Origin of the sequence: Streptococcus sp. ST14, from assembly GCF_046098195.1 — a bacterium.
In the GTDB taxonomy this organism is placed as follows: Bacteria; Bacillota; Bacilli; order Lactobacillales; family Streptococcaceae; genus Streptococcus.
In genome coordinates this window covers 1-22,692 of record NZ_JBJUSF010000021.1, presented here as the reverse complement: position 1 = coordinate 22,692, position 22,692 = coordinate 1, and the positions used below count along the sequence as shown (strand labels likewise).

Here is a 22,692-nt window from a genome sequence, read left to right as displayed (position 1 = left end):
ACCTTAAAAATGAACGAATTAATGACTTCACATGACTGACTGTATGAATCTTTTTTCTTCTTCTAAAAATTTCCTGACACTTAGGAAACAAAGTAATAATTCTCTTTTAGTTCTCGGAAACGGTCAAAACCTAGAATACCTTCATTTTGTAATCTGCCTAAAACAACGCTAGGATGAATATCGATTTCCTCCGCAAAACGTATGATATCTGACTTATCAAAATTTCCTTTTCCTACAAAAGCTTGATAATCTTCTGGCCTAATCAAGAAATCTTTTACAAACTGGTCTGCCTGTTCCTCAGAACGAAGATAGGACTCACTGTTTCCTTCATCAGATGAAAAATCATTCTCCAGAATGTGTCCAATCTCATGAAATAGTGAGAACCAGAAAATGTCTGGCGCTTTGTTTCGATCCGTCAGTAAAAGCAAGGCGCTACCATTACTGAACTTTTTAGTCGCTCCATTCAAATTGGCATTTGGCAAAGCAGGTAAACCGACTAAGACAACACCACAGTCTAGCAAGATATCAGACAAGCGTTGAGGAGAGACTTCTGGGTCTTGTCTGCTCAACTTTCTCAACGCAGGCAGGCTTCTCTCTAGCTTTCTGCGATTTAGCTTAGTTGTCGTTTTATCACGCGCTTTTTTAGACGCCAACTCCAGCATGATATTAGAGTTTACTATACTTTTAGTTGTAAACTCACGCGTATTCCGATAGCTGACTAGATAGTTAAAAGATGTAAGGCTTTCTAAACTTGCCACACCTAAAATCTTGCGAAGCTCGATAATCTTTTCCTTCAAGCTATAGCGTTTGTCTAGCACGTAGTCTTCTTCCTTAAAATACTTGAAAGCAATCATCTCACAGATTTCTTTCTCGCCACCTTCTTCTAGCTCTTTTTGTTCTACAATCTCTGCAACTTTTACATCATAAGCATTCTGAAGATTGAGCCAGGTTTGCATTGAAACTCCGCTTAGTTTGGCTAATTTATGAGCCGTTTCCTTACTAATGGACTCCTCAGCATTGACAAGCTTGCTGACAGTCTTTGCTGAAACTCCCAAACGATTCGCAAATTCTTTCTGCGTTACATTATAATCTTCAATCAATTCTTCAACATACTGACCTGGATGAAAAGCAATCAGGTCTTTGTATTCAATAATTTTATTACTCATAGTGATTGCTGACCTCCTCTATTTTTAGAATTTCGATTTCTACAGGACTAGGAAATACCTTCTCCATATCCTCCTCCCGAAATTCTACAATCAGCCTATTTGTTCAAATTAAATTACCTTTTAGGTAATTTAATTTTAGCATCTTTTGAAAGTAAAAACCAACCAAATATAAATTTGGCTGGAATTCTTAACAAGCTTTATACTACTGCAATTTTTGACGTTTCAAATGCAAATCGATTTTTAATTAAAGAATTAATTTGCGAATTTGAATTAATAATTTTTAAATCTTCTCTAATTCGCTCAAATGAATAATCACTTAATAAATTAATAAATGCTGAATTAACAAAAGACGTACTTACATATGGAACCGATTCAAACGATACAACGACTGTTTGATTCGCTTCAAATGCTCTTTTTATTTTATCAAGTATAATAAGACCCGATTGATTATCTGAATAATTGTTTACAATATTTTTCACTTCAATCGTTACCATGAAAATTCCTCCTCTTCTTCTAAGTCATATAGATGTTCATTAGACACATCAATTACTAATTCGAAAAAAGTACCTGGATATGATTCGCTAAAAGATTTTGATTTAACAATTTCGTTGTTAAATATTTCAATCATACCACAATTTGAGAGAATTGTCACTCTAGAAACTTCATTTTTTGTTAAAGTATTCATTATATTAGACAAGCCTGCACCTCTATTTTGTGGTACCGATTGAGAAGAAACTCCTTCTTGCAATGCATATTCTATCAATTTATCATCCGATAAATCCCCATTAAATTTCTCACGAATAGTCGTCGGTATTCCTACACCAAAATCTGATACTGAAATAATAATTTCGTTCTTATTTGGATAGTGCTGGCCAAAGATACAACCTATTTTTTCAGTTGAATGATCAGATATATTATTAAATATCTCGTCAATCGCCACACAGATTGATGAAAAATCATTTTTTCTCTTCGTCTGATTCTGCAACCATATCATAAGATCTGATTGTTGCCATTGATTAATTCTACTTGTTTCAACATGCTTCAAAGTCAATGTTGTAGGCCGTAAATTAGGTTTTTTGAAAATATCCTCTTGACCAAAATTCTTAAAGAATCCACAATCAGATAAATAATTCATCACCTTTCTATTTTCAACATTTTCTGTCTCAGTATCAACGATAAATGTAACCTCAATCTTCTTGTTTTTTTCAGCCCATTTAATAATATTACTCAAGGAAACCATACCAGAAGGCTCAGAGAATTCAATTCTTCTCATATCAATTTGAACTTCCGAACCAATTTCTGATTTAGTTACGTAGTCTCTAAATTTAATAACAACCTCTCTGATTGATTCTTTATTTAAATGCTTAGGAAGTACAATCGTATCCATTTATTCCTCTTTTCTTTTCCCTACTCCACCTTCACCTGTCCATTCATCAGCATTGGCAAGAGCCAATCGCGAAGTTGGGTAAGTTCTTGATTTTGTACATTATTTTGTAAAACTTGGGTTCTAATGCTATCAGTAATTTCCCCGAATTTCTGTATATACGTTTTTTTAAATGGAATCTGGAAGCCAACCATTATATCAGGCGATACCCTTTTATGACTATTTGATGTTCCTGTTGCGAATCGTGTGCAATATTCAATAAATTCTTTACTAGTTGCAACTTGGTATAAAAAATTTTTCTCAAATCGATTAAAAGTTTTCCATACAATAAACTCTGTTGATGATATTGCATTTTCTTCTAAGTTATAAACAACTCGATTAAACCATGGGTTAAGTTTTGAAACTAATAAGTCACTTTTTTCAACTATAAATTTATTACTTCTAATAGTTTCTCCAAGCTCATATGAGAAAGAACCTGAAACATCATATTCTGGTATACTATAATATTTAAATTCTTCTTTAGGAGTTTTCATTGGATTTATTGTCTCTCTACCAATTTCAAGCAATGAAGACAACTTCTCCACTCCCCACCCCTCAGGAATTTCGCGTTTGAGTTCTGGGTTATAGTCCATCTTTCCGCCTGATGATTTGTAGGGTTTGCCATTCTGGTCTGGGAAATCAAACTGCACAAACCAGTAGTCATAAAGAGTCTTAGCCATAGCTTCCAACTCTTGGTTAATTTGGTTGTTGATTTGGATTTTTTGGTCAAGTAAAGTTAGAACTTTTGCTATTTTATCTTGATGTTCTCTTGAAGGAATGTATAATTCTATATTTAATAAATTTTCTTTATTTAATTTCGGTTGTGCACTTCCAGTTATATAGGGAGCAAAGCTAATGGAATTCAATTTGTAATAAAGAAAATCCGTATTTGTTTCATCATTCCCCTCAATAATGTGCGCATGGTTGTTTACCCAATATTTGCCTGTTGCTAGAGTACAAATTGATTTATTGTTAGACTTTAGATTCTCTCCATCTTCTGCAATTAGAATATACTTACCATCAAAAATATAATCATCTACATAGTCTACAATACCTTGTGCCCCATAATATGGATAAATTTTTTCAAGACCTTCTCTTTGTTTAGCTGAGAGCGGGGCCCTTTTGTTATTATAAATTTCAATTAAATCACCTAATTTACGTAATTCAAATTCTACTTCACTCATACTTGATTCCCTTCATTTGCTTCTCTATCTCCTGCTCCAGTTGGTGAGATTGCTGGAAGAGATCTGATAGTTTATTTTGAAAGGCGGTCATCTTGGCTTCAAACTCTTCTGCTGTGATATCCACATAGTCGATCTTGATGTCAAAGTATTGGCCAGCGCTGAGAGAGTAATTTTTCTCCTTGATATCCTCATAAGAGACAGTGACTGAAAAGTCCTCGACGACTTCTTTCTTGATAAAGGTCTCAACGATCTTCTGCTCTTCCTCAGGAGACAGAACAGTCTTTTGGTTCTTGCCTTCCTTGACCTTTGTTCCGAGGTTTGAGGCATCAATAAGGACGACATCGCCCTTATTTTTCTTATCAATAAAGAGGATGGAGACGTTGGTACCTGTCGTCGCAAAGATATTAGACGGCATGGAAACGACACCTGCCAGCATTTGATTATCCACCAAGTGTTGGCGGATAGTCTTATCAATCCCAGACTGGGCCGTGATAAAGCCTGTCGGCAAGACAACGGCTGCTTGACCATCTGACTTCAAGGAGTAGATGATATGCTGGACAAAGAGCTCGTAAATCGCCATCTTGTCCTTAGACTTAGCTGGAACCTTGGGCACACCTGCAAAGAAACGCTCACTGGCTTCTGGCAAGGTCTCCACTTGGTCACGCCACTCTGAAAAGTCCAACTTGAAAGGAGGGTTGGACACGATATAGTCCATCTTTTCAGGATGGCGATTAGCGATAATGGTATTTCCCTGTACAATATTATGTATGGAGTGTTGCAGTCCGTTCAAGATGAGGTTGAGACGAAGGAGATTGGATGACTTTTGCGAGATATCTTGACTATAAACAGTGGTCTTATCTACACCGATACGACTAGCTAAGTTCATAAGCAAGGTGCCCGAACCAGCTGACGGATCATAGATGCGCACGTTTGATGGTTGGTCATTTCCCACCAGAATATCGGCGATAATCTTGGCTACAGAGTGAGGTGTGTAGTACTCGGCATACTTGCCACCACCGTCTTTGTTGTAGTCCTTGATCATGTACTCAAAGAGGGTAGAGAAAAAGTCGAAGCCTTGTGAAAAGATGGTCTCATCAAACTTGACGCGTGCAAGGAGATTGATAATAGCCTTTGCCACCTCGTTGCGCTTACTGCTATCTGAGATGGTATCTGTAATCAAACGTTCATCAAAGAGACGAATGGCCGTATCCCCGTCTGTATGCACAGAGAAGATATCGTTATTGTCAATGGCTATCTGGTTAAGAGTATTTTCAAAAGTTTCGTAAAAAGTTGGCTCATTTTGCTGACGGTGGAGGGTTTCGATCAACTGGTCTGGCTTGAGCCAAGCGGTGCTGGTACCGATAAATTTTAGAAGCCAAGCATAATCCTCTTCACTCATCTCAATTAGTTTTTCATAACTATTAGAAGCGTCAATAGCTTTTGCTTTATATAAAAACTTGTCGTTTAAAAACTTATATAGAAAGGACTGCGTAAGAAGTTTATATTCAGCTGCTTCTCCGCCTAATCCAACATGCGTAAAAACAGCCTTCAAATCATCTACCAAGTTTTTTATTTGAGATTTAAATGTTTCACTCATAAAAGTTAATACTCCCGTTCATATTCTTCAAACAATGATTCAACTACACGATCAACATCTTGCATTGATAATCTTCTATCAGATTGACTATCCAGAACTCCATGCGTGATTTCTTCTTCAATCAATCTCTTTAGATATCCTTCATTTTCTAATATCCCTTGGTTTTGACCAATTTTTTGGTCTAATTTGACTTTAGAATCTTTGATAACATAGTAAATAGCTGGAAAGTCACGAACCATGGCAGAGTTAGTCACATGCTTGTAGGAACGTACCGCCATGATATCGCCATCAAAATTCATGCTTAGACGACGCATCCGACTATGATAGCTTTCTACATCTGCAAAGAGTTTTTCATAGGCCTTTTGCGTTTCCTTGATATTTTCCATGGTAAAACCTTCTTGGCCATGAATCAAGTGTTTCTTCATGATGCGCTGAAATTCCTCATAGAGGGAAACCCACTCAGGATCCTTTTCATCTATCTGCTTATTAATACCACTACCAACACGACGTCTCCAATCTTCTAGATCGTTGGCCGCTAGACGGAGTTCTTCCTCAGCAATCTTGATAAAGCTGAAGCTGGTCTCAGACATAGCCAAGTTTAGAAGGGTTCGGCTTGAAAACTCATCTGGTTTGTCAATCAAGGACAAGGTTAGTAAGCGTCTGGAGAGGATATTGAGCAAGATTGCTATCTGATTGATATCAATCTCTTGGAGCAGATGTTCATAACCTAGTAAACGAGCGACATTGTAGTACTGCTTGATAGACTCTAGGGCTTTACGAAGGTCATTTAACTGCTTTCTATCCTTAATATCATTGATAACTTGAGAAAAGTATTCCAGATTTCCCGTCGGATAATCCATGAGAATTTGCTCAGTCTTGCTTAATTCATGAGAAATCTCGTCTGCAGGGACAAAGAGCGAGCCAAAAACATCCTCTCCTTTTTCCCCTGTCAAGGCTGTATCATACTCTTGATTGAGTTCTTCCAGATAGGCACGATTGGTCCTGTCAAACTCTTTCGAAATATCCGCAAAGTCGATGACATAGCCAAAGAGATAGTCCTTGTATGGACGATTGACACGGGTTAGAGTCTGTAAAAGGTTATGAGCCTTGATTTTACGCCCTAGGTAGAGACGTTTGAGACGCGGGGCATCAAAACCTGTCAAGAGCATGGAGTAGACGATGATAAGGTCAATTTTGCCTTCTTTGTAAGCATCTACCTTGTCTTTCTTTTCTTCCTTATCTCCCTCATCATGGAGAATCAATGCGGATGTCAAGTTGATTGTTCCAGCTTTACGACGTTTTTCCAATTGCTTTTCAAGCTCACGCGCCTGCTTTGACGAGTCACAGACGATCATGCCACCAATCGTCTGATCATCAAAAATTACATCACGTGCACGATTAAAGTCCTCGATGATAAAGTCTAACATAGGTTCTACATAACGAGGGTGAGCAAAGATATCCTCCTTGGACAAGCCTCCACGTTGGATCTCTTCATTGATGGATCTGAGATTGTCTTTATAAGAAGTCTCGATATCTTCTCGCATCAAACGTAGGGTAAAGCCATCATCGATAGACTGGTTGTAGTAGTATTTGTGGATATAGTCCCCAAAAATATCACGTGTGGTCGCATGATTTTCCTTGGTCTTGCCATCTTTCTTATAGGTGATCAATGGGGTCCCAGTCAAAGCAATCTTGATTGCATTGGTATCTGCCTGATAGAGATTTGGTAGGTAGGAACCGCGTTCATTATAAGAGCGATGGGCTTCATCGATAAAATAGATATTTTGACGATGGAGGTCATAACCAGAGCGGTCAGTCAAGTCTGAATTATCCTTGAACTTCTGGATATTGACCACAGCAACATCATAACCATCTTGTTTTTGATTGAGCTCTTGAGGGCTGTTGATTCGCTTAACTTTGAGCCCTCGTTTGGTAAATTCTTTAAAGGCTTGGTCTGCCAGATCCAAACGATCCACGACAAAGTAAAACTGAGGGACGATTCCCTGTTTTGAGAAATAATTGGTCAGATATCGGATATTGAAGAATGCCAAGGCTGTCTTCCCTGAACCTTGTGTATGCCAGATAACACCCTTCTTAACACCTCTTGCAATTGTTTCTTCAATGGCACGTGTCGCAAAATACTGAGGGTAGCGCATGACGTGCTTCTGCAGTTGCATCTGACCATTCTTGCTCTCTTCCTCTACATAGACTAGTCCAAAACGAAGCATAAAGAGCAGGCGTTCTTTCAGATACAAGGAGGACAGAAAGGCATTGCAAGGTGTGTCAGGGTTTAGGTTTGTTTTGAATTCTGGCTGGGACTTGAGGGCAAAGTGGTTCATGTCATCTAAAACGAAGTCGATTTGGTCCTCTGTTAAGGTTGCTAAGGAATGAAGAAAATCTTCTTCTCTTTCTTCCTTGAAAGCATTAAACTTGGTTTTTGAATAGGCATTTGAACCGTAGTAAGAGCCCTGTTTCTGTTGACCTTGCCCACTGATATAGGGCAAATTATCAGACAGAGCTATCAACTGGGTGATATTGTTAAAGCGGCGGAACTTGCGATTTTCAAAGCGTTGTCTAGTTCGGTCTTGCTCCGACTGAATTCCTGTTTTCCCATCTCGAATCGCATTTGGCTGTTTCACTTCGATATAAGAAAGAGGCAGACCATTGATAAATACGACAATGTCAGGACGGAATTCATCCTGGCCATTTTTACAAGTGACTTCAAGCGCTAGATGAAAAGTATTGGCTTCAGGGTTTTCCCAGTCAATATAAACAGTATCTTCCTGACCTTGCAGGCGTCTAAAGAAAGAACGTCCCAAGTCATTTTGATCTAGTTCCAACTTGACATTGGCCAGTTCTCTCTCAAAGTCTTCCTCTGTCAGGTAGTTGTTAAATTTTAAAAATTGCTCCTTAAAAACAGATACGAGGATATTGGTATCTGGATCTCGTTCTGCAATCTCCTTCCCATTACGGGGAAGATAGGTATAGCCCAGTCTCATAAGGTTTAGAGCTGCTGGAATTTGTACCCTGGTTAATTCAGAAAAATCTTTTTTCTTTGCCATCAAAAAACCTTTCTTATGCTTTGTAAGAATAGTTTATTCTAAACGCTTCATTCTATTCAACTGTTTCAACTATTAAAAATTATTTTCTCTATTATTATATCATGTTTCAGATGGATTTTTCCATACTCCCCTACTCCAACCGGCTTTTAACCTTCTTCTTAGTCAAGATACGGTCATTTTTGTTAGAGAGAGCTTTTATACGAGCTTCGAGAAGGGTTTTCCTTCCTGCCTCTGTTCGTGTGTAGATCAGGTGATAACGTCCAATAGTTGGCGTCAGAAAGTCAAGGAATTTCTGTGCTTCTTCCTTGCGCTTATCAAAAAGACTAGGCACGACATAGTAAGGTGACTGACCTTGTCGGACTTTCTCTGCCTTCAAGAGATAGCGCTGGTTATCCACTGGAGCAAAGAACTCTCCCACAGTCTGCGCAAACAGCTCCTTGTCCCTCATGTTTCCTCCCTTGAGATAGGCGAAAACCATGTAGTTTTCCTTGTCCTCCTCTACCTGAACACGGGATTGATCATCCGTTAGATGTCCCGAATCTAGCAGAGCCTTTCGGATCTGCTCACCCAGAGACTGCAAGCGTTTATAGGGACTCTTATAGCGGAGGTAGCGCCAAGATGCAAAGGCCAAAAAGAGGAAACAGGCTGCTGTAAGCCACCAAACACCGATCAGTCTCAGTCTAAATAGCAAGACCAACAAATCCACTGCCAACAAGAGTAATGACAGGCGAACCCATTTTAATGCATCAAGCAAGAGCATGACTGGGACCTTCTGTTTTTGAGCCGCGACTTCTGTAACTATCTCAAATTGATCCGCTACAACAAGAGCTTCCTGCCATTTTTTTCTCAAGCCTGCTCGATCCTTGGAGAGACTCTTAACTCGCTCATTGTACTCACTAATTTGCTTTTTCTTAAAAGGGGGCTTTGGAAAATCCAAACGATCCAAACCAGTCTCAATACTCTCCTGATTATAGGCCAAGCCAAGAAAATGCTCCATCCGTCGCGACAAGGTCTGCAGATCCTGATTGCTCTCTGGTCTAGACTCCTCACCAGGAAGAGTGATGAGTGCTTGAGCTTGAACGGCTACCAGATGCCAGATGTTGCTGGTCTTTTCTGGATGTCCTGGCCAGATACGAATGGCACGCCCGCGCATCTGGTTGCTCAGCATAAAGCTCCCCACAAAGCTTCCGAGGATTAGGGAATTAACACAAGGAGCATCCCAACCCTCTCCGAGGAGAGATTTGGTTCCGACTAGGACTTGAATCCGTCCTCGTTGAAAAAGCTCCGTCACTGCCGTTACGATTCCCTTAGCTGAGCTCGGAAAACCTACCTGAACATAATCTTTTGGATCTAAGTGACCAATAGATGAAAAACTAAGAGGAACCTGAGGCAAGAGCTCCTTCAACTCTGCTGCCACATCGGTAGGCAAAATAACGACACTACCTGACAAGACAGCCAAAGACACAGGTATCTCTTGCTCCTGAGCTTTTCGACGAATGCTTTCAAAATAAGGGAGAACCCCCAACTGAGAAATGGTTGCTTGATTATCTCCCAGATAGGTGGCAAAATCCTTGCGAATATAGTCAGCTAGTACTAACTGTCTCAGTTCCTGACCTAGACTCTCATACTCTGTCCAGAAGATATCGGCAATGGCGGACAACTTCCCCAGAGATTGGGTTAAAAGCTGATCAGAAGACTTGGACTTAACCAGATAAACCTGACGTTTTTCCACCAACCCACGCGCCTTCAAGTCAGCCTCTAACTTTTTCCTATATCCATCTGGATCCTCATACCAATCTGGTGTCTGATAGAGTATGCTCTGCAACAGCGTCTCCAGCCAGTATGAGGTCAATGCTGGAAGCTTCTGGGTTCCCAGTAAATTTTGTAAAGAGGGAGAAATCGTTAAACCCTGAGAATGCATATAAATCAATATAGCGGACAAGTACTTGGGATCTTCTAAGAGCAAATCAGATGAAATATCCCCTTTGAGGACCTTAGACCCTGCTACAAATGTTTGAAAATCAGGATTGAATATAAGGTGATGAATATAGTCCCACTTAGTCTCCTCAAATCGTTTGAGACGTTCCGCCTCTTCAGCTGTTGGTGAACACATATAGACAAAATCCTGATGAGGGCAAAGAGTGTCTTCCTTGACTAGTTCAGGTACCGTGATTTCTTGATTGATCTCCCCACACATACGGATATAGCGTTCCCAAAGTTCAGGCTCACTGTCATAAGGTGGTGTCGCTGTCAGGGAGATGAGTTTCAGCGGTCCATACTGCTTGCGAAAAGCTTCCAGACTTTTCCACCATTCATTGCGCAGGTGGTGGCATTCGTCCAAACAAAGAGTCGCAACTTTCTGAGCTCTTAGGCTTGCAAGCAAATCAAACCCCACAAAATCCTCTGCTTCTCCATCTTCTTGTGATTGCAGTTGGTTCATGGCACTATGAAAAGCCTGATAAGTCACAATCGTTAATACCTTCATCTCCTTTAAGTTTTGGGAAACGAGGTCTGAAAGCCTCTGACCATCCTCTAGAAAAGCAGTTTGTATTCTATCCACCCATTGTTCGCGAATGGTGACAGTCGGAACTAAGATGAGGGCTGGGTTGCCAAAACGAGCGATTAGCTCGATACCAATGGTTGTCTTTCCAGACCCTGGAGCGGCCACTAGATGAACATGACCGTCTGCTTGATAGTCCTGAAAACGATCCAAGACCTGTTTTTGATATTGGCGCCAGCTTCCTTTAAAGTTTAAACCTAACATGATACCCCTCATTCTATACCGTCATTTTCTTATTCTCATTTTACCACACTTATTTCTCCAGTCAGATAATCCAGATAGTTTTTCTCCACAAAATATGGTATAGTAGAATCATACTATCTATGAGGAGTTTACATGTCACAGGATAAGCAAATGAAAGCTGTTTCTCCCCTTCTACAGCAAGTCATTAATATCTCATCTATCGTCGGGGGAGTCGGCACCTTGATTTTCTGTATTTGGGCCTATCAGGCGGGGGTTTTACAGTCCAAGGAAACCCTATCGGCCTTTATCCAGCAAGCTGGGGTTTGGGGACCACCACTCTTTATCTTTTTACAGATCCTACAAACCGTCGTTCCGATCATTCCGGGAGCTTTGACCTCAGTGGCTGGGGTCTTTATTTACGGCCATATCATTGGAACCATCTATAACTATATCGGCATCGTGATTGGCTGTGCTATTATCTTTTACCTGGTGCGTCTCTATGGAGCTGCCTTTGTTCAGTCGGTCGTCAGCAAGCGCACCTATGACAAGTACATCGGTTGGCTAGATAAGGGCAATCGTTTCGAGCGGTTCTTTATCTTTATGATGATCTGGCCAGTTAGCCCAGCTGACTTTCTGTGTATGCTGGCTGCCCTCACCAAGATGACCTTCAAACGCTATATGATCATTATCATTTTGACCAAGCCCTTTACCCTAGTGGTTTACACTTATGGTTTGACTTATATTATTGATTTCTTCTGGCAGATGTTTTGAGAATAGAAAATAGCCTGATACTAAATATACTTTGGTATGGAAATCATGCCAATATTTCGATAGTGAATCGAGGACTTACCTAGCCTTTCCGCCGTGATAAAAACACCTGAAATCTAATGGGTTCAGGTGTTCGGAAACTTTGAGACATTAGGCTCAAAGTTTAGGTATGGAATTTCGAAGAAAGTCGCTACCGTCCGTCATCACTTAAGGAAAGGCTCAAAAACATTTTCGTCAAACAAAACATCCGTTTGGTTTCCCAAGCGGATGTTTTTTTGTTTTATTTTGCGACACTCTTAGCAAGCACAAAGTTCCCAAGTGTAGCAGAACCATTGCCTGCGACTGCTGGAGTCACGATGTAGTCACGCACGTCTGGTACTGGTAGGTAACCATTTAGAAGAGCAGTGAATTTCTCACGGACACGGTCCAGCATGTGTTGTTGGGCCATGACTCCACCACCAAAGACGATCACATCTGGACGGAAAGTTACTGTAGCATTGACCGCAGCTTGAGCGATATAGTAAGCTTGAACATCCCAGACAGAGTTGTTGAGTTCGATGTTTTCACCACGAACACCTGTACGGGCTTCGAGACTTGGACCAGCCGCAAAGCCTTCCAAACAGCCTTTGTGGAAAGGACAAACGCCATTAAATTCTTTTTCAATATCCATTGGGTGTTTGGCTACATAGTAGTGACCCATCTCAGGGTGACTGACACCACCAATAAACTCACCACGTTGGATAACACCTGCACCGATCCCTGTACCAATCGTGTAGTAAACCAAGTTTTCGATACGGCCACCAGCATTGTTACGAGCAACCACTTCACCATAGGCAGAGCTGTTCACGTCTGTGGTGAAATACATGGGTACGTTGAGGGAGCGGCGAAGGGCACCAAGTAGGTCTACATTAGCCCAGTGAGGTTTTGGAGTCGTTGTGATAAAGCCATAGGTTTTTGAGTTTTTGTCGATATCGATAGGACCAAAGGATCCGATGGCAAGACCTGCAAGATTATCGAATTTTGAAAAGAATTCGATGGTTTTATCGATGGTCTCGATAGGAGTTGTTGTAGGAAATTGTGTTTTTTCTACAATGTTAAAATTTTCATCTCCGACAGCACAGACAAACTTTGTACCGCCCGCTTCTAAGCTTCCATATAATTTTGTCATGATAAACCTCTTATCTTTGTTTTCTCTATTATAGCACATTTTAAAGGGCTAGATTTCTCAATATTTTAGATTTTCCTCTGTAAATCTTACCATCCAAGTAAAAACGAACAAACATAATATTTGTTCGTTTTGTTTTTAAATCTGATTTTCGAAGAGGACTAGGCTTTCACTTCGATGATAGCGTCACCCTTGACAACTGAACCGCTTGCGACTGGTGTTACAGAAGCGTAGTCTGCTGTGTTGGTTACGATAACCATTGTTGTGTCATCAAGACCTGCAGCAGCGATTTTGTTTGAGTCAAAGGTTCCGAGAACGTCACCAGCTTTAACCTTGTCGCCTTGAGCAACTTTTTGTTCAAAGCCTTCACCGTTCATAGTTACCGTATCGATACCAACGTGGATCAAGATTTCAGCTCCATTTGCTGTCTTCAAACCGTAAGCATGTCCTGTAGCAAAGGCAATCGATACTTCTGCATCAGCTGGTGCGTAAACCACACCTTGGCTTGGTTTTACAGCAATCCCTTGTCCCATTGCACCACTTGAAAAGACTGGGTCATCAACATTCTCAAGAGCAACTACGTCCCCAACGATTGGTGTTTGGATGACACCTTCGCTAGGTGCAACAACATTACCAGTTACTGCTTCTTCAGCCAAACGTTCAGTTGTAGCTTCTGAAGCCACTTCTGCTTCATCCTCATAACCAAACATGTATGTAAGGGCAAAACCAAGAACGAATGATACAGCTACCATAAGAAGGTATTGAAGCAATTGGCCATTTCCAACGTACAACATTGTACCAGGGATGATGGTGATACCATTACCAGTACCAGCAAGTCCAAGGATAGAAGCCAATCCACCACCGATAGCACCAGCGATCAATGAAAGGAAGAATGGTTTACGGAAGCGCAAGTTCACCCCGAAGATAGCAGGCTCTGTAATACCGAGGAAGGCAGAAAGAGCAGCTGGGAAAGCAAGTGTTTTTAGTTTAGGATTCTTCGTTTTAACACCAACGGCAACAGTTGCAGCCCCTTGAGCTGTCATCGCTGCAGTGATGATGGCGTTGAATGGGTTGGCATGGTCCGCAGCAAGCAACTGCACTTCAAGCAAGTTGAAGATGTGGTGCACACCTGATACGACGATCAATTGGTGAACCCCACCGATGACCAAACCACCAAGACCAAATGGCAAGGCAAGAATCGCTTTTGTTCCGAGAAGGATGTAGTTTTCAACAACGTGGAAGACTGGTCCGATGACAAAGAGTCCAAGGATAGACATGACCAAAAGTGTCACGAATGGAGTCACCAAGAGATCCAAGACATCCGGAACCACCTTGCGGAGAGCTTTTTCAAACTTGGCTCCGACCACCCCAATGATGAAGGCTGGAAGAACGGAACCTTGCAAACCAACAACAGGAATGAAGCCAAAGAAATTCATAGCTGTTACTTCACCACCTGATGCTACTGCCCAAGCGTTTGGAAGCGAACCAGAAACCAGCATCATACCGAGGACGATACCAACAGCTGGGTTACCACCGAATACGCGGAAGGTTGACCATACAACCAAACCTGGCAAGATGATGAAGGCTGTATCTGTGAGGATTTGGCTGTAAATGGTAACATCTTCTGGGAGCGTCATTCCAAGAGCGTTCATGAGACCACGAAGACCCATGAAGAGACCAGTTGCTACAATAACTGGGATGATTGGCACGAAGACATCACCGAAAGTACGGATAGCACGTTGGAACCAGTTTCCTTGTTTAGCAGCTTCTGCTTTCATGTCTTCTTTAGAAGATGTTGGCAAACCAAGTGCAACCACTTCGTCGTACATCTTGTTTACTGTACCAGTACCAAAGATGATTTGGTATTGGCCTGAGTTAAAGAAAGCTCCTTGAACTTTATCCAAGTTCTCAATCACTTCCTTATTGATTTTCCCTTCATCTTTGACCATGACACGTAGACGAGTCGCACAGTGGGCTACACTGTTGACATTTTCACGTCCGCCAAGGGCTTCGATGACCTTTTTTGCAATATCCTGATTGTTCATTTGCAAAAATCTCCTTATAAAAATTTTGTTCTTGTTTGAAAGCGATTTTATTCGCCCTACGACTATTATTTTATCACGTTTCCAAAATATGTCAAGCGTTTTGCAGAAATTTTTATTCCCTTTCTTTTTTCTCTGATTAATTTTGCTCGTTTTTGAGGGATATTCTCTTTTTCCTCAAAAAAATATCTTTAAACTTGAGGAATCAAGGCTTTTATTTACATTTTCTTTCATTTTTTCGTGAAAATTTACCAGATTTCCTTTACTCGATTTATGGCAATCGTTTGACATATTTTTCTTTTTTTTAACATAAAAGACTTGCTTTTTTTGTCGAAAACGTTTACTATTAATAATAGAATAGAACTTATGGAGGAAAGATAAAATGGAATGGACAACTGAGCGTCGTTACAGACGCTACGAAGACTGGACAAATGATGAAGTCAAGCAAATCAAGGAAAAGATGGCACAATCTCCTTGGCATACTCGTTACCATGTCGAGCCTAAAATGGGGCTTCTCAATGATCCAAATGGCTTTTCTTATTTTGATGGCAAATGGATTCTCTTTTACCAGAACTTCCCCTTTGGTGCAGCCCATGGGTTGAAGTCTTGGGTGCAGCTTGAAAGTGATGATTTAGTGCACTTTACAGAAACTGGAGTCAAAGTTTTGCCAGATACTCCATTAGATAGCCACGGTGCCTACTCTGGTTCTGCCATGCAGTTCAGCGATCAGTTGTTCCTATTTTATACTGGAAATGTCCGTGATGATAATTGGATCCGTCACCCTTACCAGATTGGTGCTTTGATGGATAAAGATGGCAAAATTACAAAGATTGACAAGATCTTGATTGACCAACCATCTGACTCTACTGACCACTTCCGCGACCCACAAATTTTTAACTTCAAAGGTCAATACTATGCTATCGTCGGTGGACAGGATTTGGAGAAAAAAGGCTTCGTCCGTCTCTACAAGGCTGTGGACAATGACTACACAAACTGGCAAGCAGTTGGCGACCTTAACTTTGCTAACGACCGCACTGCCTACATGATGGAATGTCCAAATCTAGTCTTTGTAGGCGAACAACCTGTTCTTCTCTACTGCCCACAAGGATTGGATAAAGGTGTTCTAGATTATGATAATATCTATCCAAACATGTACAAAATCGGAGCATCCTTTGATCCTGAAAATGCCAAAATGGTAGATGTGTCTCCATTGCAAAATCTAGACTATGGTTTTGAAGCCTATGCGACTCAAGCCTTCAACGCTCCGGATGGACGTACATTGGCAGTAAGCTGGCTTGGGTTACCAGATGTTTCTTACCCATCTGACCGTTTTGACCACCAAGGAACCTTCTCATTAGTCAAAGAACTCACTATCAAAGATGGCAAACTCTACCAATATCCGGTCGCAGCCGTCAAAGAACTTCGTTCTTCTGAAGAGGCCTTCTCAAATCGTACTCAAACCAATAACACCTATGAACTCGAGCTCAACTTGGAGGCCAATAGCCAAAGCGAGATTGTCTTGCTCGCTGATAAAGAAGGCAAGGGGCTTTCCATCCACTTTGACCTTGTCAATGGACAGGTGACAGTGGATCGTAGTCAGGCTGGTGAACAGTACGCCCAAGAATTTGGTACTACTCGTTCTTGCCCTATCGATAACCAAGCTACTACTGCCACTATCTTCATCGATAAGTCAGTCTTTGAAATTTTCATCAATAAAGGAGAAAAAGTATTTTCTGGTCGTGTCTTCCCACATGTGGATCAAAACGGTATCCTCATCAAGTTTGGAAACCCAACTGGAACTTACTATGAATTAGATTATGGTCGCAAAACTAACTGATGTCGCAAAACTTGCAGGCGTCAGCCCCACTACCGTCTCACGGGTCATCAATAAAAAGGGTTATCTATCTGAGAAAACCATTCTCAAGGTCAATGAAGCCATGCGAGAGCTAGGCTACAAGCCTAATAATCTGGCTCGAAGCCTCCAAGGAAAATCTGCCAAGTTGATTGGACTTATTTTCCCAAACATCAGTCATGTCTTTTATGCGGAGTTGATTGACAAATTGGAACACCAACTCTTCAAAAATGGCTACAAGACCATCATCTGTAACAGCGAACACGACTCTGAAAAAGAACGGGAGTACATTGAAATGCTGGAGGCCAATCAGGTCGATGGTATCATTTCTGGAAGTCACAACTTGGGAATCGAAGACTACAATCGTGTGACGGCACCGATCATTTCCTTTGACCGAAACTTGTCTCCAGACATCCCTGTCGTCTCCTCTGATAACTATGGTGGCGGGGTTCTCGCAGCCCAAACACTGGTTAAGACTGGAGCCCAGTCTATCATCATGATTACAGGAAATGATAACTCGAATTCACCGACTGGACTGCGCCATGCTGGCTTTGCCTCTGTACTCCCAAAAGCGCCTATTATCAATGTTTCCAGTGACTTTTCGCCCGTCCGAAAAGAAATGGAAATCAAGAATATCTTGACCCATCAGAAACCAGATGCGATTTTTGCTTCAGATGATTTGACAGCTATTCTAGTGATCAAAATCGCTCAAGAGCTGGGAATTTCTGTTCCTGATGAGCTCAAGGTCATCGGCTATGATGGGACTTACTTTATCGAGAACTACTATCCTCACCTGACAACGATTAAGCAACCTATGAAAGAGATTGCCCAACTCACTGTTGATCTTCTTTTACAGAAGATTGAAGGCAAGGAAGTAGCGACAACTGGTTACTTCTTACCAGTCACCCTATTACCAGGAAAAAGTATTTAAGTACAAAATACTCAGACGAATTCGTCTGAGTTTTTTATGATCTTAAGTTTTCGAGATAGCGCTGGGCTGTCTCTAAGTTAAAGGTTTTATCTGCGATGAGGCGCTCAACGAGGGGAGCAACTTCGGACTCACTAGCACCTGCTAGAAGAGCTAGGGATTTGGCAGAAGGATTTTAGTCTCGTTTTTCCAATCAAAAAATGTTGAACATTTAGTTCTGAAACACTCTAAGGCAACAGATACAAGGCAAATTTTCTTATACTCTTCTACAAGTTTTTTACCCAACTGATGTTATTGTTACCAAATGTCTCCATGATGACTTCATTCGATTCACTTGTCTTCTCCTTTGTTATGTAAGATATCTTCATTTACACAGAATATGCTTTTTTCCTATAATAAAACACTCCTATCTCTAATTTATCAGTTTTCAATAGGGATATTTTTCTTATATCTCATTTTATGTAGTCAATCTCCCACGCGTGCGGGAAAAACTTGAAATTAAAGGAATATAGGAAATAAAAAGTAGGATCACCCCCGCGTGTGCGGGAAAAACAATCCGTCATCTGCTCTCGAATTTCGGAGCATAGGATCACCCCCGCGTGTGCGGGAAAAACTATGTCTTTGCGCTACGTAGTCAAGGATCACCCCCGCGTGTGCGGGAAAAATCGTTGTAGCCATGATAAGAGTTCATAGATTGAAGGATCACCCCCGCGTGTGCGGGAAAAATTCTCATTGAACACTTACGAACAACATGGTTCTAGGATCACCCCCGCGTGTGCGGGAAAAATTTAAAACCTTTGTGGGCGAAGTTGATTTAACCGGGATCACCCCCGCGTCTGCGGGAAAAATGCATCTAATGTCATGATGTTCGGCGGTCGAGAAGGATCACCCCCGCGTGTGCGGGAAAAACTGTCCTTGAGAACCACCGAACAGACTACGCTAGGGATCACCCCCGCGTGTGCGGGAAAAACATAACTTCCATAAAGCGAATACAAGCATCTGTAGGATCACCCCCGCGTCTGCGGGAAAAACAGAGGGATTGTCCAGCTTGTGGATGTGTCTACAGGATCACCCCCGCGTCTGCGGGAAAAACAGAGGGATTGTCCAGCTTGTAGATGTGTCTACAGGATCAACCCCGCGTCTGCGGGAAAAATAAACATGAAAGCCAGTTCAATTCCTGTATCCAGGATAGGATCATCCCCGCGTGTGCGGGAAAAACTCCATTGATAAGCTAAAGTTGCTAAAAATACTGGGATCACCCCCGCGTCTGCGGGAAAAACTCAACGTTTTCATTCGTGAGATAATACCATTCAGGATCACCTCCGCGTGTGCGGGAAAAATATCGCTAGACTGCTGATTTGCTTGTCTTGTTCAGGATCACCCCCGCGTGTGCGGGAAAAACCAATTCTTCATCTTTTTTAAGAAGTGAACTTAAGGATCACCCCCGCGTGTGCGGGAAAAACAGTGGAGCAGTCAAACCCAATCGGCTTCTATCAGGATCACCCCCGCGTGTGCGGGAAAAACGTAAGGATTGCAGCACTTGAAACGTCTTGCGTAGGATCACCCCCGCGTATGCGGGAAAAACTCACCCTCATGGTCATTGATAGTCATAATCATGGGATCACCCCCGCGTGTGCGGGAAAAACCTACCGTCATTCTTACCGATGACCAAGCCCTCAGGATCACCCCAGCATGTGCGGGAAAAACAAAGGCATTAAAAAGCCCTCTTTACTATACCCAGGATCACCCCAGCTTCTGCGGGAAAAACCACGGTTTCTATTTCAACGGTCAGAAGCAAATGGGATCAATCCCACGTCTGCGGGAAAAACACAACCATTCAAAAGGTCATTTTCTTAGACCCAGGATCACCCTCGCATATGCGGGAAAAACTTACTTGTTTCTTTCTTATTATCTTCAATCGTAGAATCACCCCCGCGTGTGCGGGAAAAACTTCAAGTGCCTTGATTTGCTTATCCTGGTCTTGGGATCATCCCCGCGTGTGCGGGAAAAATATATCAGACATCTTGAAGATGGTAAGAGTCTTGGGATCACCCCCGCTTCTGCGGGAAAAACGGATATCCACCCCGTTCGTACAAGTGAATTGTGGGATCACTCCCGCGTGTGCGGGAAAAACATTTGACTCAATATGGGAATGTCAATCGTGTTAGGATTACCCCCGCTTCTGCGGGAAAAAACCTGCCAAAATGACAAGGATGCTGACTGCACCGGGATCACCCCCGCGTGTGCGGGAAAAATAGGCTATAATCAGTCACCAAACGGAAAGTCACGGGATCACCCCCGCGTGTGCGGGAAAAACTGTTCTACGTAAATAAAGCTGACACGATCACTTATTTTAGGAAGTTCTCGCAGAGATGTTTTCTTCGTTCCACTTTTTTTACCATGATTCGTTTCCCAATGGAATAACGGTCATTAAACCAAAACCGTATGCTTTTTTCTTTCCCATTCCTTCAGTCAAAAGCTTCTTAAAAAGATCTGCATCACTAACTGTTAAGACCCCTTCATAAACAACCTTTATCAATCGGATAGGTTTAACAGCTTTTTTAAACACCTCATAACCACGTTCAACGATTGAAAAATCTTCTTTTATCAGTGAGAATCCATTTTTGTCAGAGCGTTCTACTAGATAATTCATCTGATGTTCACTCGTAATATGAGGTTTTACAATACCTCTTTTAAGATTATCTGGTGATACTAAGGAAATAACTGGATTAAGCACCACTCGAAATTTCATTCGGCTACCAGTATAGATGTTATCTAAAAATTGTTGATAATCCTTGGTTTGAGCACTACCAGCAACCCCATATTTTTCTAATCCTTGTAAATCAGGTTTATTTTTACTAACAATAATCAGGTAATCTTTATCTTGGATACGATCTATACGCCATAATTTTCTTGTTCGAATAGATTGTTCCATTTCTTCTGGAAAACTCTCTTCTACCCAAGCATGATATGCGCCTATATGTGTTAAGCGCCTAATTTTTCGGCGATTGGTCCGATCAATTTCTACTCTTGAGATATACATACCATCAATCTCCTATACTCTTAAAAACATCATGTGCCGTATTTTTATCTCGAAACGAATTCCGAACTTGAACCAGTTCTCTAGTTTCATACCTATAGCCAAATCTTCTCCCCTTTTGTGAAAAAGACTTGACAACATCTTGTCTCAATTGATAAATACCTCTATCGGTTAAATGTCTATCAGAATAGATTTCTAAAGTTACGGCATCCATAAACTTTCTCTTCATAAACCATGGTGAAGCTTGCCATTCAAGAGTTCTCAAACTTTCAACTGCTCCAATCTCAGTTTCACCTAAGATAAAATCTGCAGTCAACGGCAGAGCCCTTCTTCCCATAAATGGTTGGAAATAGGGATTTCTCAAAGCTTGTAAAATCATTTCCAAAAACTGCTCATTATTATGAGAAAGAGCCACTACAAAAACAGCATCTTCTAAATAATAACGATTTGTGACATAATTTCGTTCAAACTTTCCTTTTTCTGTATACTTCTGTGCAATATGAAAATCTCTGAGTAAATTTCCTTGTTGATCCACTCGAACTGCAAAATCCAGCTCGTTTAAACGAACAATTTTTTCATCATCGTCTCGACGATATCCTAGACTTGAAGCAATCAACCCAATAACAGAACTCTTAGAAGGATAAAAATCCGTATGTCTTGTTTCGAAATGTGAACTTGTCCCCCAAGATTGCAAAGGACCAGCAAATTTCAACAAAATAGTCTTCATGCCATTCACCTATTTTTTGAGGAATTGTTCTAAGGTTTCCGAAAAATCTTTTAATAATTCTGAAACTGAATATTTTTCCTCACCAATTTGTTTTAAACTCTCATTTTCATCCAAAGTCACATAGAAAGTCAAAAGTGGTTTATTCACGAATTTTTCAACTCTTGTATACTCTTTAGACAGTTTTTCAATAGATTTCGCCACATAACCATCCGTTGATTTAACTGGTTCTTCAAAAGCACTGACAAGATTAACAGGACGATCATCACGCAAAGAAACGATTAGAGCCTGCGGTAAAGTTTGATTGGCAAAAGTATTCACTTTTCCTGTCGGGAGGGAATTTGCAAATGCTTCGATGAATAAATTCAAACTGTTCTTTAAGGATTTCTCATCCTCTAGTTGTTTTGATAATTCATGAATCGCAACATTGGCATAACGATAGAGCGTAGAAGAGTTAAATTCGATGGTTCCCAGCATACCTGCACCTGCATTATCCTCTGGAGCTAAATCATCAATAGCAGTAAAGAAGTCAAATTCAGTTTGTACAGCATGTGTTGAAATAGCATGGGCAACTTGAGAGGAAGCATCCTCGTTTAGAACTGGATCTTCAGCTACCATTCGACCGAACATAGCAACATCAATGGCTGGATTTGAGTTAGCTAGTTTTTGAAGTTCCTTTTTATCAGTCAGATTTTCATAGGCTGCTTGAGCTAATTTCTCAGCTTGCCTATCCCCCATAAAGTAAAGTGCCTTGACTTTACCTTTTTTCTTAATTCCAGTAGCTATCAAGACTGTATCTGCTTTGGTTAGTGCATCTTCAAAACTGATAGAATTATCTAGTTCTACAATTTTACCCGCAACATACCTTACAATGTCTTTTGTTCGGACACCGACATTTGACTGTTCTCCATAAGTATTAAAGGCTCTATAATATTTGTAGTGGGTAAATCCTCTATAGATATTATGGAGCCTATTTTTGTATAGAAAAAAAGTCCCAT

16 protein-coding genes and 1 pseudogene are annotated in these 22,692 nt (G+C 41.1%); 4 read left to right on the top strand and 13 right to left on the bottom strand.

Features of this window, described 5'->3' with window-relative positions:
* Positions 1-80: 80 nt before the first annotated feature.
* The 8 genes and pseudogenes from ACIY19_RS07500 to ACIY19_RS07465 form a co-directional block, all read right to left on the bottom strand.
* A complete protein-coding gene (locus ACIY19_RS07500) occupies positions 81-1,166 on the bottom strand; it encodes a HigA family addiction module antitoxin (RefSeq protein WP_000066198.1) in 1,086 nt (361 codons plus the stop codon).
* Positions 1,159-1,263 (bottom strand): annotated as a pseudogene (locus ACIY19_RS07495) (addiction module toxin RelE); the annotation flags it as partial. The gene ACIY19_RS07500 and the pseudogene ACIY19_RS07495, both read right to left, overlap by 8 nt.
* Positions 1,264-1,363: 100 nt before the next feature.
* Positions 1,364-1,660, bottom strand: coding sequence for an STAS-like domain-containing protein (locus ACIY19_RS07490; protein WP_000256281.1), 297 nt, complete (start codon positions 1,658-1,660; stop codon positions 1,364-1,366).
* Complete coding sequence (locus tag ACIY19_RS07485; protein WP_000379786.1) at positions 1,654-2,553, bottom strand: ATP-binding protein; 900 nt, start codon at positions 2,551-2,553, stop codon at positions 1,654-1,656. Before ACIY19_RS07485 ends, ACIY19_RS07490 begins: the two co-directional genes overlap by 7 nt.
* Positions 2,554-2,573: 20 nt before the next feature.
* Positions 2,574-3,773, bottom strand: coding sequence for a restriction endonuclease subunit S (locus tag ACIY19_RS07480; protein ID WP_409003090.1), 1,200 nt, complete (start codon positions 3,771-3,773; stop codon positions 2,574-2,576).
* Positions 3,766-5,370 carry a class I SAM-dependent DNA methyltransferase gene (locus ACIY19_RS07475; RefSeq protein WP_409003089.1) on the bottom strand — a complete coding sequence of 535 codons (1,605 nt, stop codon included), beginning with the start codon at positions 5,368-5,370 and terminating at the stop codon, positions 3,766-3,768. The genes ACIY19_RS07480 and ACIY19_RS07475 overlap by 8 nt, the downstream gene beginning before the upstream one ends.
* 5 nt (positions 5,371-5,375) lie before the next feature.
* Entirely contained in the window at positions 5,376-8,432 is a 3,057-nt protein-coding gene (locus ACIY19_RS07470; RefSeq protein WP_409003088.1) for a DEAD/DEAH box helicase family protein, read from the bottom strand.
* A gap of 130 nt (positions 8,433-8,562) precedes the next feature.
* Positions 8,563-11,196 (bottom strand): DEAD/DEAH box helicase family protein, encoded by a 2,634-nt coding sequence (locus tag ACIY19_RS07465; protein ID WP_409003087.1) that lies wholly within the window; start codon positions 11,194-11,196, stop codon positions 8,563-8,565.
* A 132-nt stretch (positions 11,197-11,328) separates the two neighbouring features.
* Between ACIY19_RS07465 and ACIY19_RS07460 the strand changes: the two genes are divergently transcribed.
* Positions 11,329-11,946, top strand: a complete 618-nt coding sequence (locus ACIY19_RS07460; protein WP_000076176.1) for a TVP38/TMEM64 family protein — start codon at positions 11,329-11,331, stop codon at positions 11,944-11,946.
* A 277-nt stretch (positions 11,947-12,223) separates the two neighbouring features.
* On the opposite strand, the gene scrK is transcribed toward ACIY19_RS07460, so the two are convergent.
* Positions 12,224-13,111, bottom strand: coding sequence for a fructokinase ScrK (scrK, locus tag ACIY19_RS07455; protein WP_409003086.1), 888 nt, complete (start codon positions 13,109-13,111; stop codon positions 12,224-12,226).
* Positions 13,112-13,269: 158 nt separating this feature from the next.
* Positions 13,270-15,153: a sucrose-specific PTS transporter subunit IIBC gene (locus ACIY19_RS07450; RefSeq protein ID WP_409003085.1), complete on the bottom strand. Its 1,884-nt coding sequence runs from the start codon at positions 15,151-15,153 to the stop codon at positions 13,270-13,272.
* 379 nt (positions 15,154-15,532) lie between these two features.
* On the opposite strand from ACIY19_RS07450, the gene ACIY19_RS07445 reads away from it, so the two are divergent.
* From ACIY19_RS07445 to ACIY19_RS07435, 3 genes are all read left to right on the top strand, one after another.
* Positions 15,533-16,987, top strand: coding sequence for a sucrose-6-phosphate hydrolase (locus ACIY19_RS07445; RefSeq protein WP_409003084.1), 1,455 nt, complete (start codon positions 15,533-15,535; stop codon positions 16,985-16,987).
* On the top strand, positions 16,968-17,933 hold the full coding sequence (locus tag ACIY19_RS07440) for a LacI family DNA-binding transcriptional regulator (protein ID WP_000225977.1): 966 nt from the start codon (positions 16,968-16,970) through the stop codon (positions 17,931-17,933). The genes ACIY19_RS07445 and ACIY19_RS07440 overlap by 20 nt, the downstream gene beginning before the upstream one ends.
* Positions 17,934-19,545: 1,612 nt before the next feature.
* Positions 19,546-19,854: a hypothetical protein gene (locus ACIY19_RS07435; protein WP_409003083.1), complete on the top strand. Its 309-nt coding sequence runs from the start codon at positions 19,546-19,548 to the stop codon at positions 19,852-19,854.
* A 471-nt stretch (positions 19,855-20,325) separates the two neighbouring features.
* Here ACIY19_RS07435 and cas6e read toward each other — a convergent pair whose 3' ends face one another.
* The 3 genes from cas6e to cas7e all read right to left on the bottom strand — a co-directional run.
* The gene (cas6e, locus tag ACIY19_RS07430; protein ID WP_000275970.1) at positions 20,326-20,973 is read right to left on the bottom strand and encodes a type I-E CRISPR-associated protein Cas6/Cse3/CasE; all 648 of its coding nucleotides are present in this window, start codon (positions 20,971-20,973) and stop codon (positions 20,326-20,328) included.
* A 4-nt stretch (positions 20,974-20,977) separates the two neighbouring features.
* A complete protein-coding gene (gene cas5e / locus ACIY19_RS07425) occupies positions 20,978-21,697 on the bottom strand; it encodes a type I-E CRISPR-associated protein Cas5/CasD (RefSeq protein ID WP_000849181.1) in 720 nt (239 codons plus the stop codon).
* A gap of 9 nt (positions 21,698-21,706) precedes the next feature.
* Positions 21,707-22,692: type I-E CRISPR-associated protein Cas7/Cse4/CasC (gene cas7e, locus ACIY19_RS07420; protein ID WP_409003082.1), on the bottom strand; the 986-nt coding region annotated here is incomplete at its 5' end.

Bases quoted from the DNA above. Each gene is read 5' to 3' on its own strand.
- ACIY19_RS07500 (WP_000066198.1), bottom strand. From the start codon at position 1,166: ATGAGTAATAAAATTATTGAATACAAAGACCTGATTGCTTTTCATCCA.
- ACIY19_RS07490 (WP_000256281.1), bottom strand. From the start codon at position 1,660: ATGGTAACGATTGAAGTGAAAAATATTGTAAACAATTATTCAGATAAT.
- ACIY19_RS07485 (WP_000379786.1), bottom strand. From the start codon at position 2,553: ATGGATACGATTGTACTTCCTAAGCATTTAAATAAAGAATCAATCAGA.
- ACIY19_RS07480 (WP_409003090.1), bottom strand. From the start codon at position 3,773: ATGAGTGAAGTAGAATTTGAATTACGTAAATTAGGTGATTTAATTGAA.
- ACIY19_RS07475 (WP_409003089.1), bottom strand. From the start codon at position 5,370: ATGAGTGAAACATTTAAATCTCAAATAAAAAACTTGGTAGATGATTTG.
- ACIY19_RS07470 (WP_409003088.1), bottom strand. From the start codon at position 8,432: ATGGCAAAGAAAAAAGATTTTTCTGAATTAACCAGGGTACAAATTCCA.
- ACIY19_RS07465 (WP_409003087.1), bottom strand. From the start codon at position 11,196: ATGTTAGGTTTAAACTTTAAAGGAAGCTGGCGCCAATATCAAAAACAG.
- ACIY19_RS07460 (WP_000076176.1), top strand. From the start codon at position 11,329: ATGTCACAGGATAAGCAAATGAAAGCTGTTTCTCCCCTTCTACAGCAA.
- scrK (WP_409003086.1), bottom strand. From the start codon at position 13,111: ATGACAAAATTATATGGAAGCTTAGAAGCGGGCGGTACAAAGTTTGTC.
- ACIY19_RS07450 (WP_409003085.1), bottom strand. From the start codon at position 15,153: ATGAACAATCAGGATATTGCAAAAAAGGTCATCGAAGCCCTTGGCGGA.
- ACIY19_RS07445 (WP_409003084.1), top strand. From the start codon at position 15,533: ATGGAATGGACAACTGAGCGTCGTTACAGACGCTACGAAGACTGGACA.
- ACIY19_RS07440 (WP_000225977.1), top strand. From the start codon at position 16,968: ATGGTCGCAAAACTAACTGATGTCGCAAAACTTGCAGGCGTCAGCCCC.
- ACIY19_RS07435 (WP_409003083.1), top strand. From the start codon at position 19,546: ATGGGATCACCCCCGCGTGTGCGGGAAAAACCTACCGTCATTCTTACC.
- cas6e (WP_000275970.1), bottom strand. From the start codon at position 20,973: ATGTATATCTCAAGAGTAGAAATTGATCGGACCAATCGCCGAAAAATT.
- cas5e (WP_000849181.1), bottom strand. From the start codon at position 21,697: ATGAAGACTATTTTGTTGAAATTTGCTGGTCCTTTGCAATCTTGGGGG.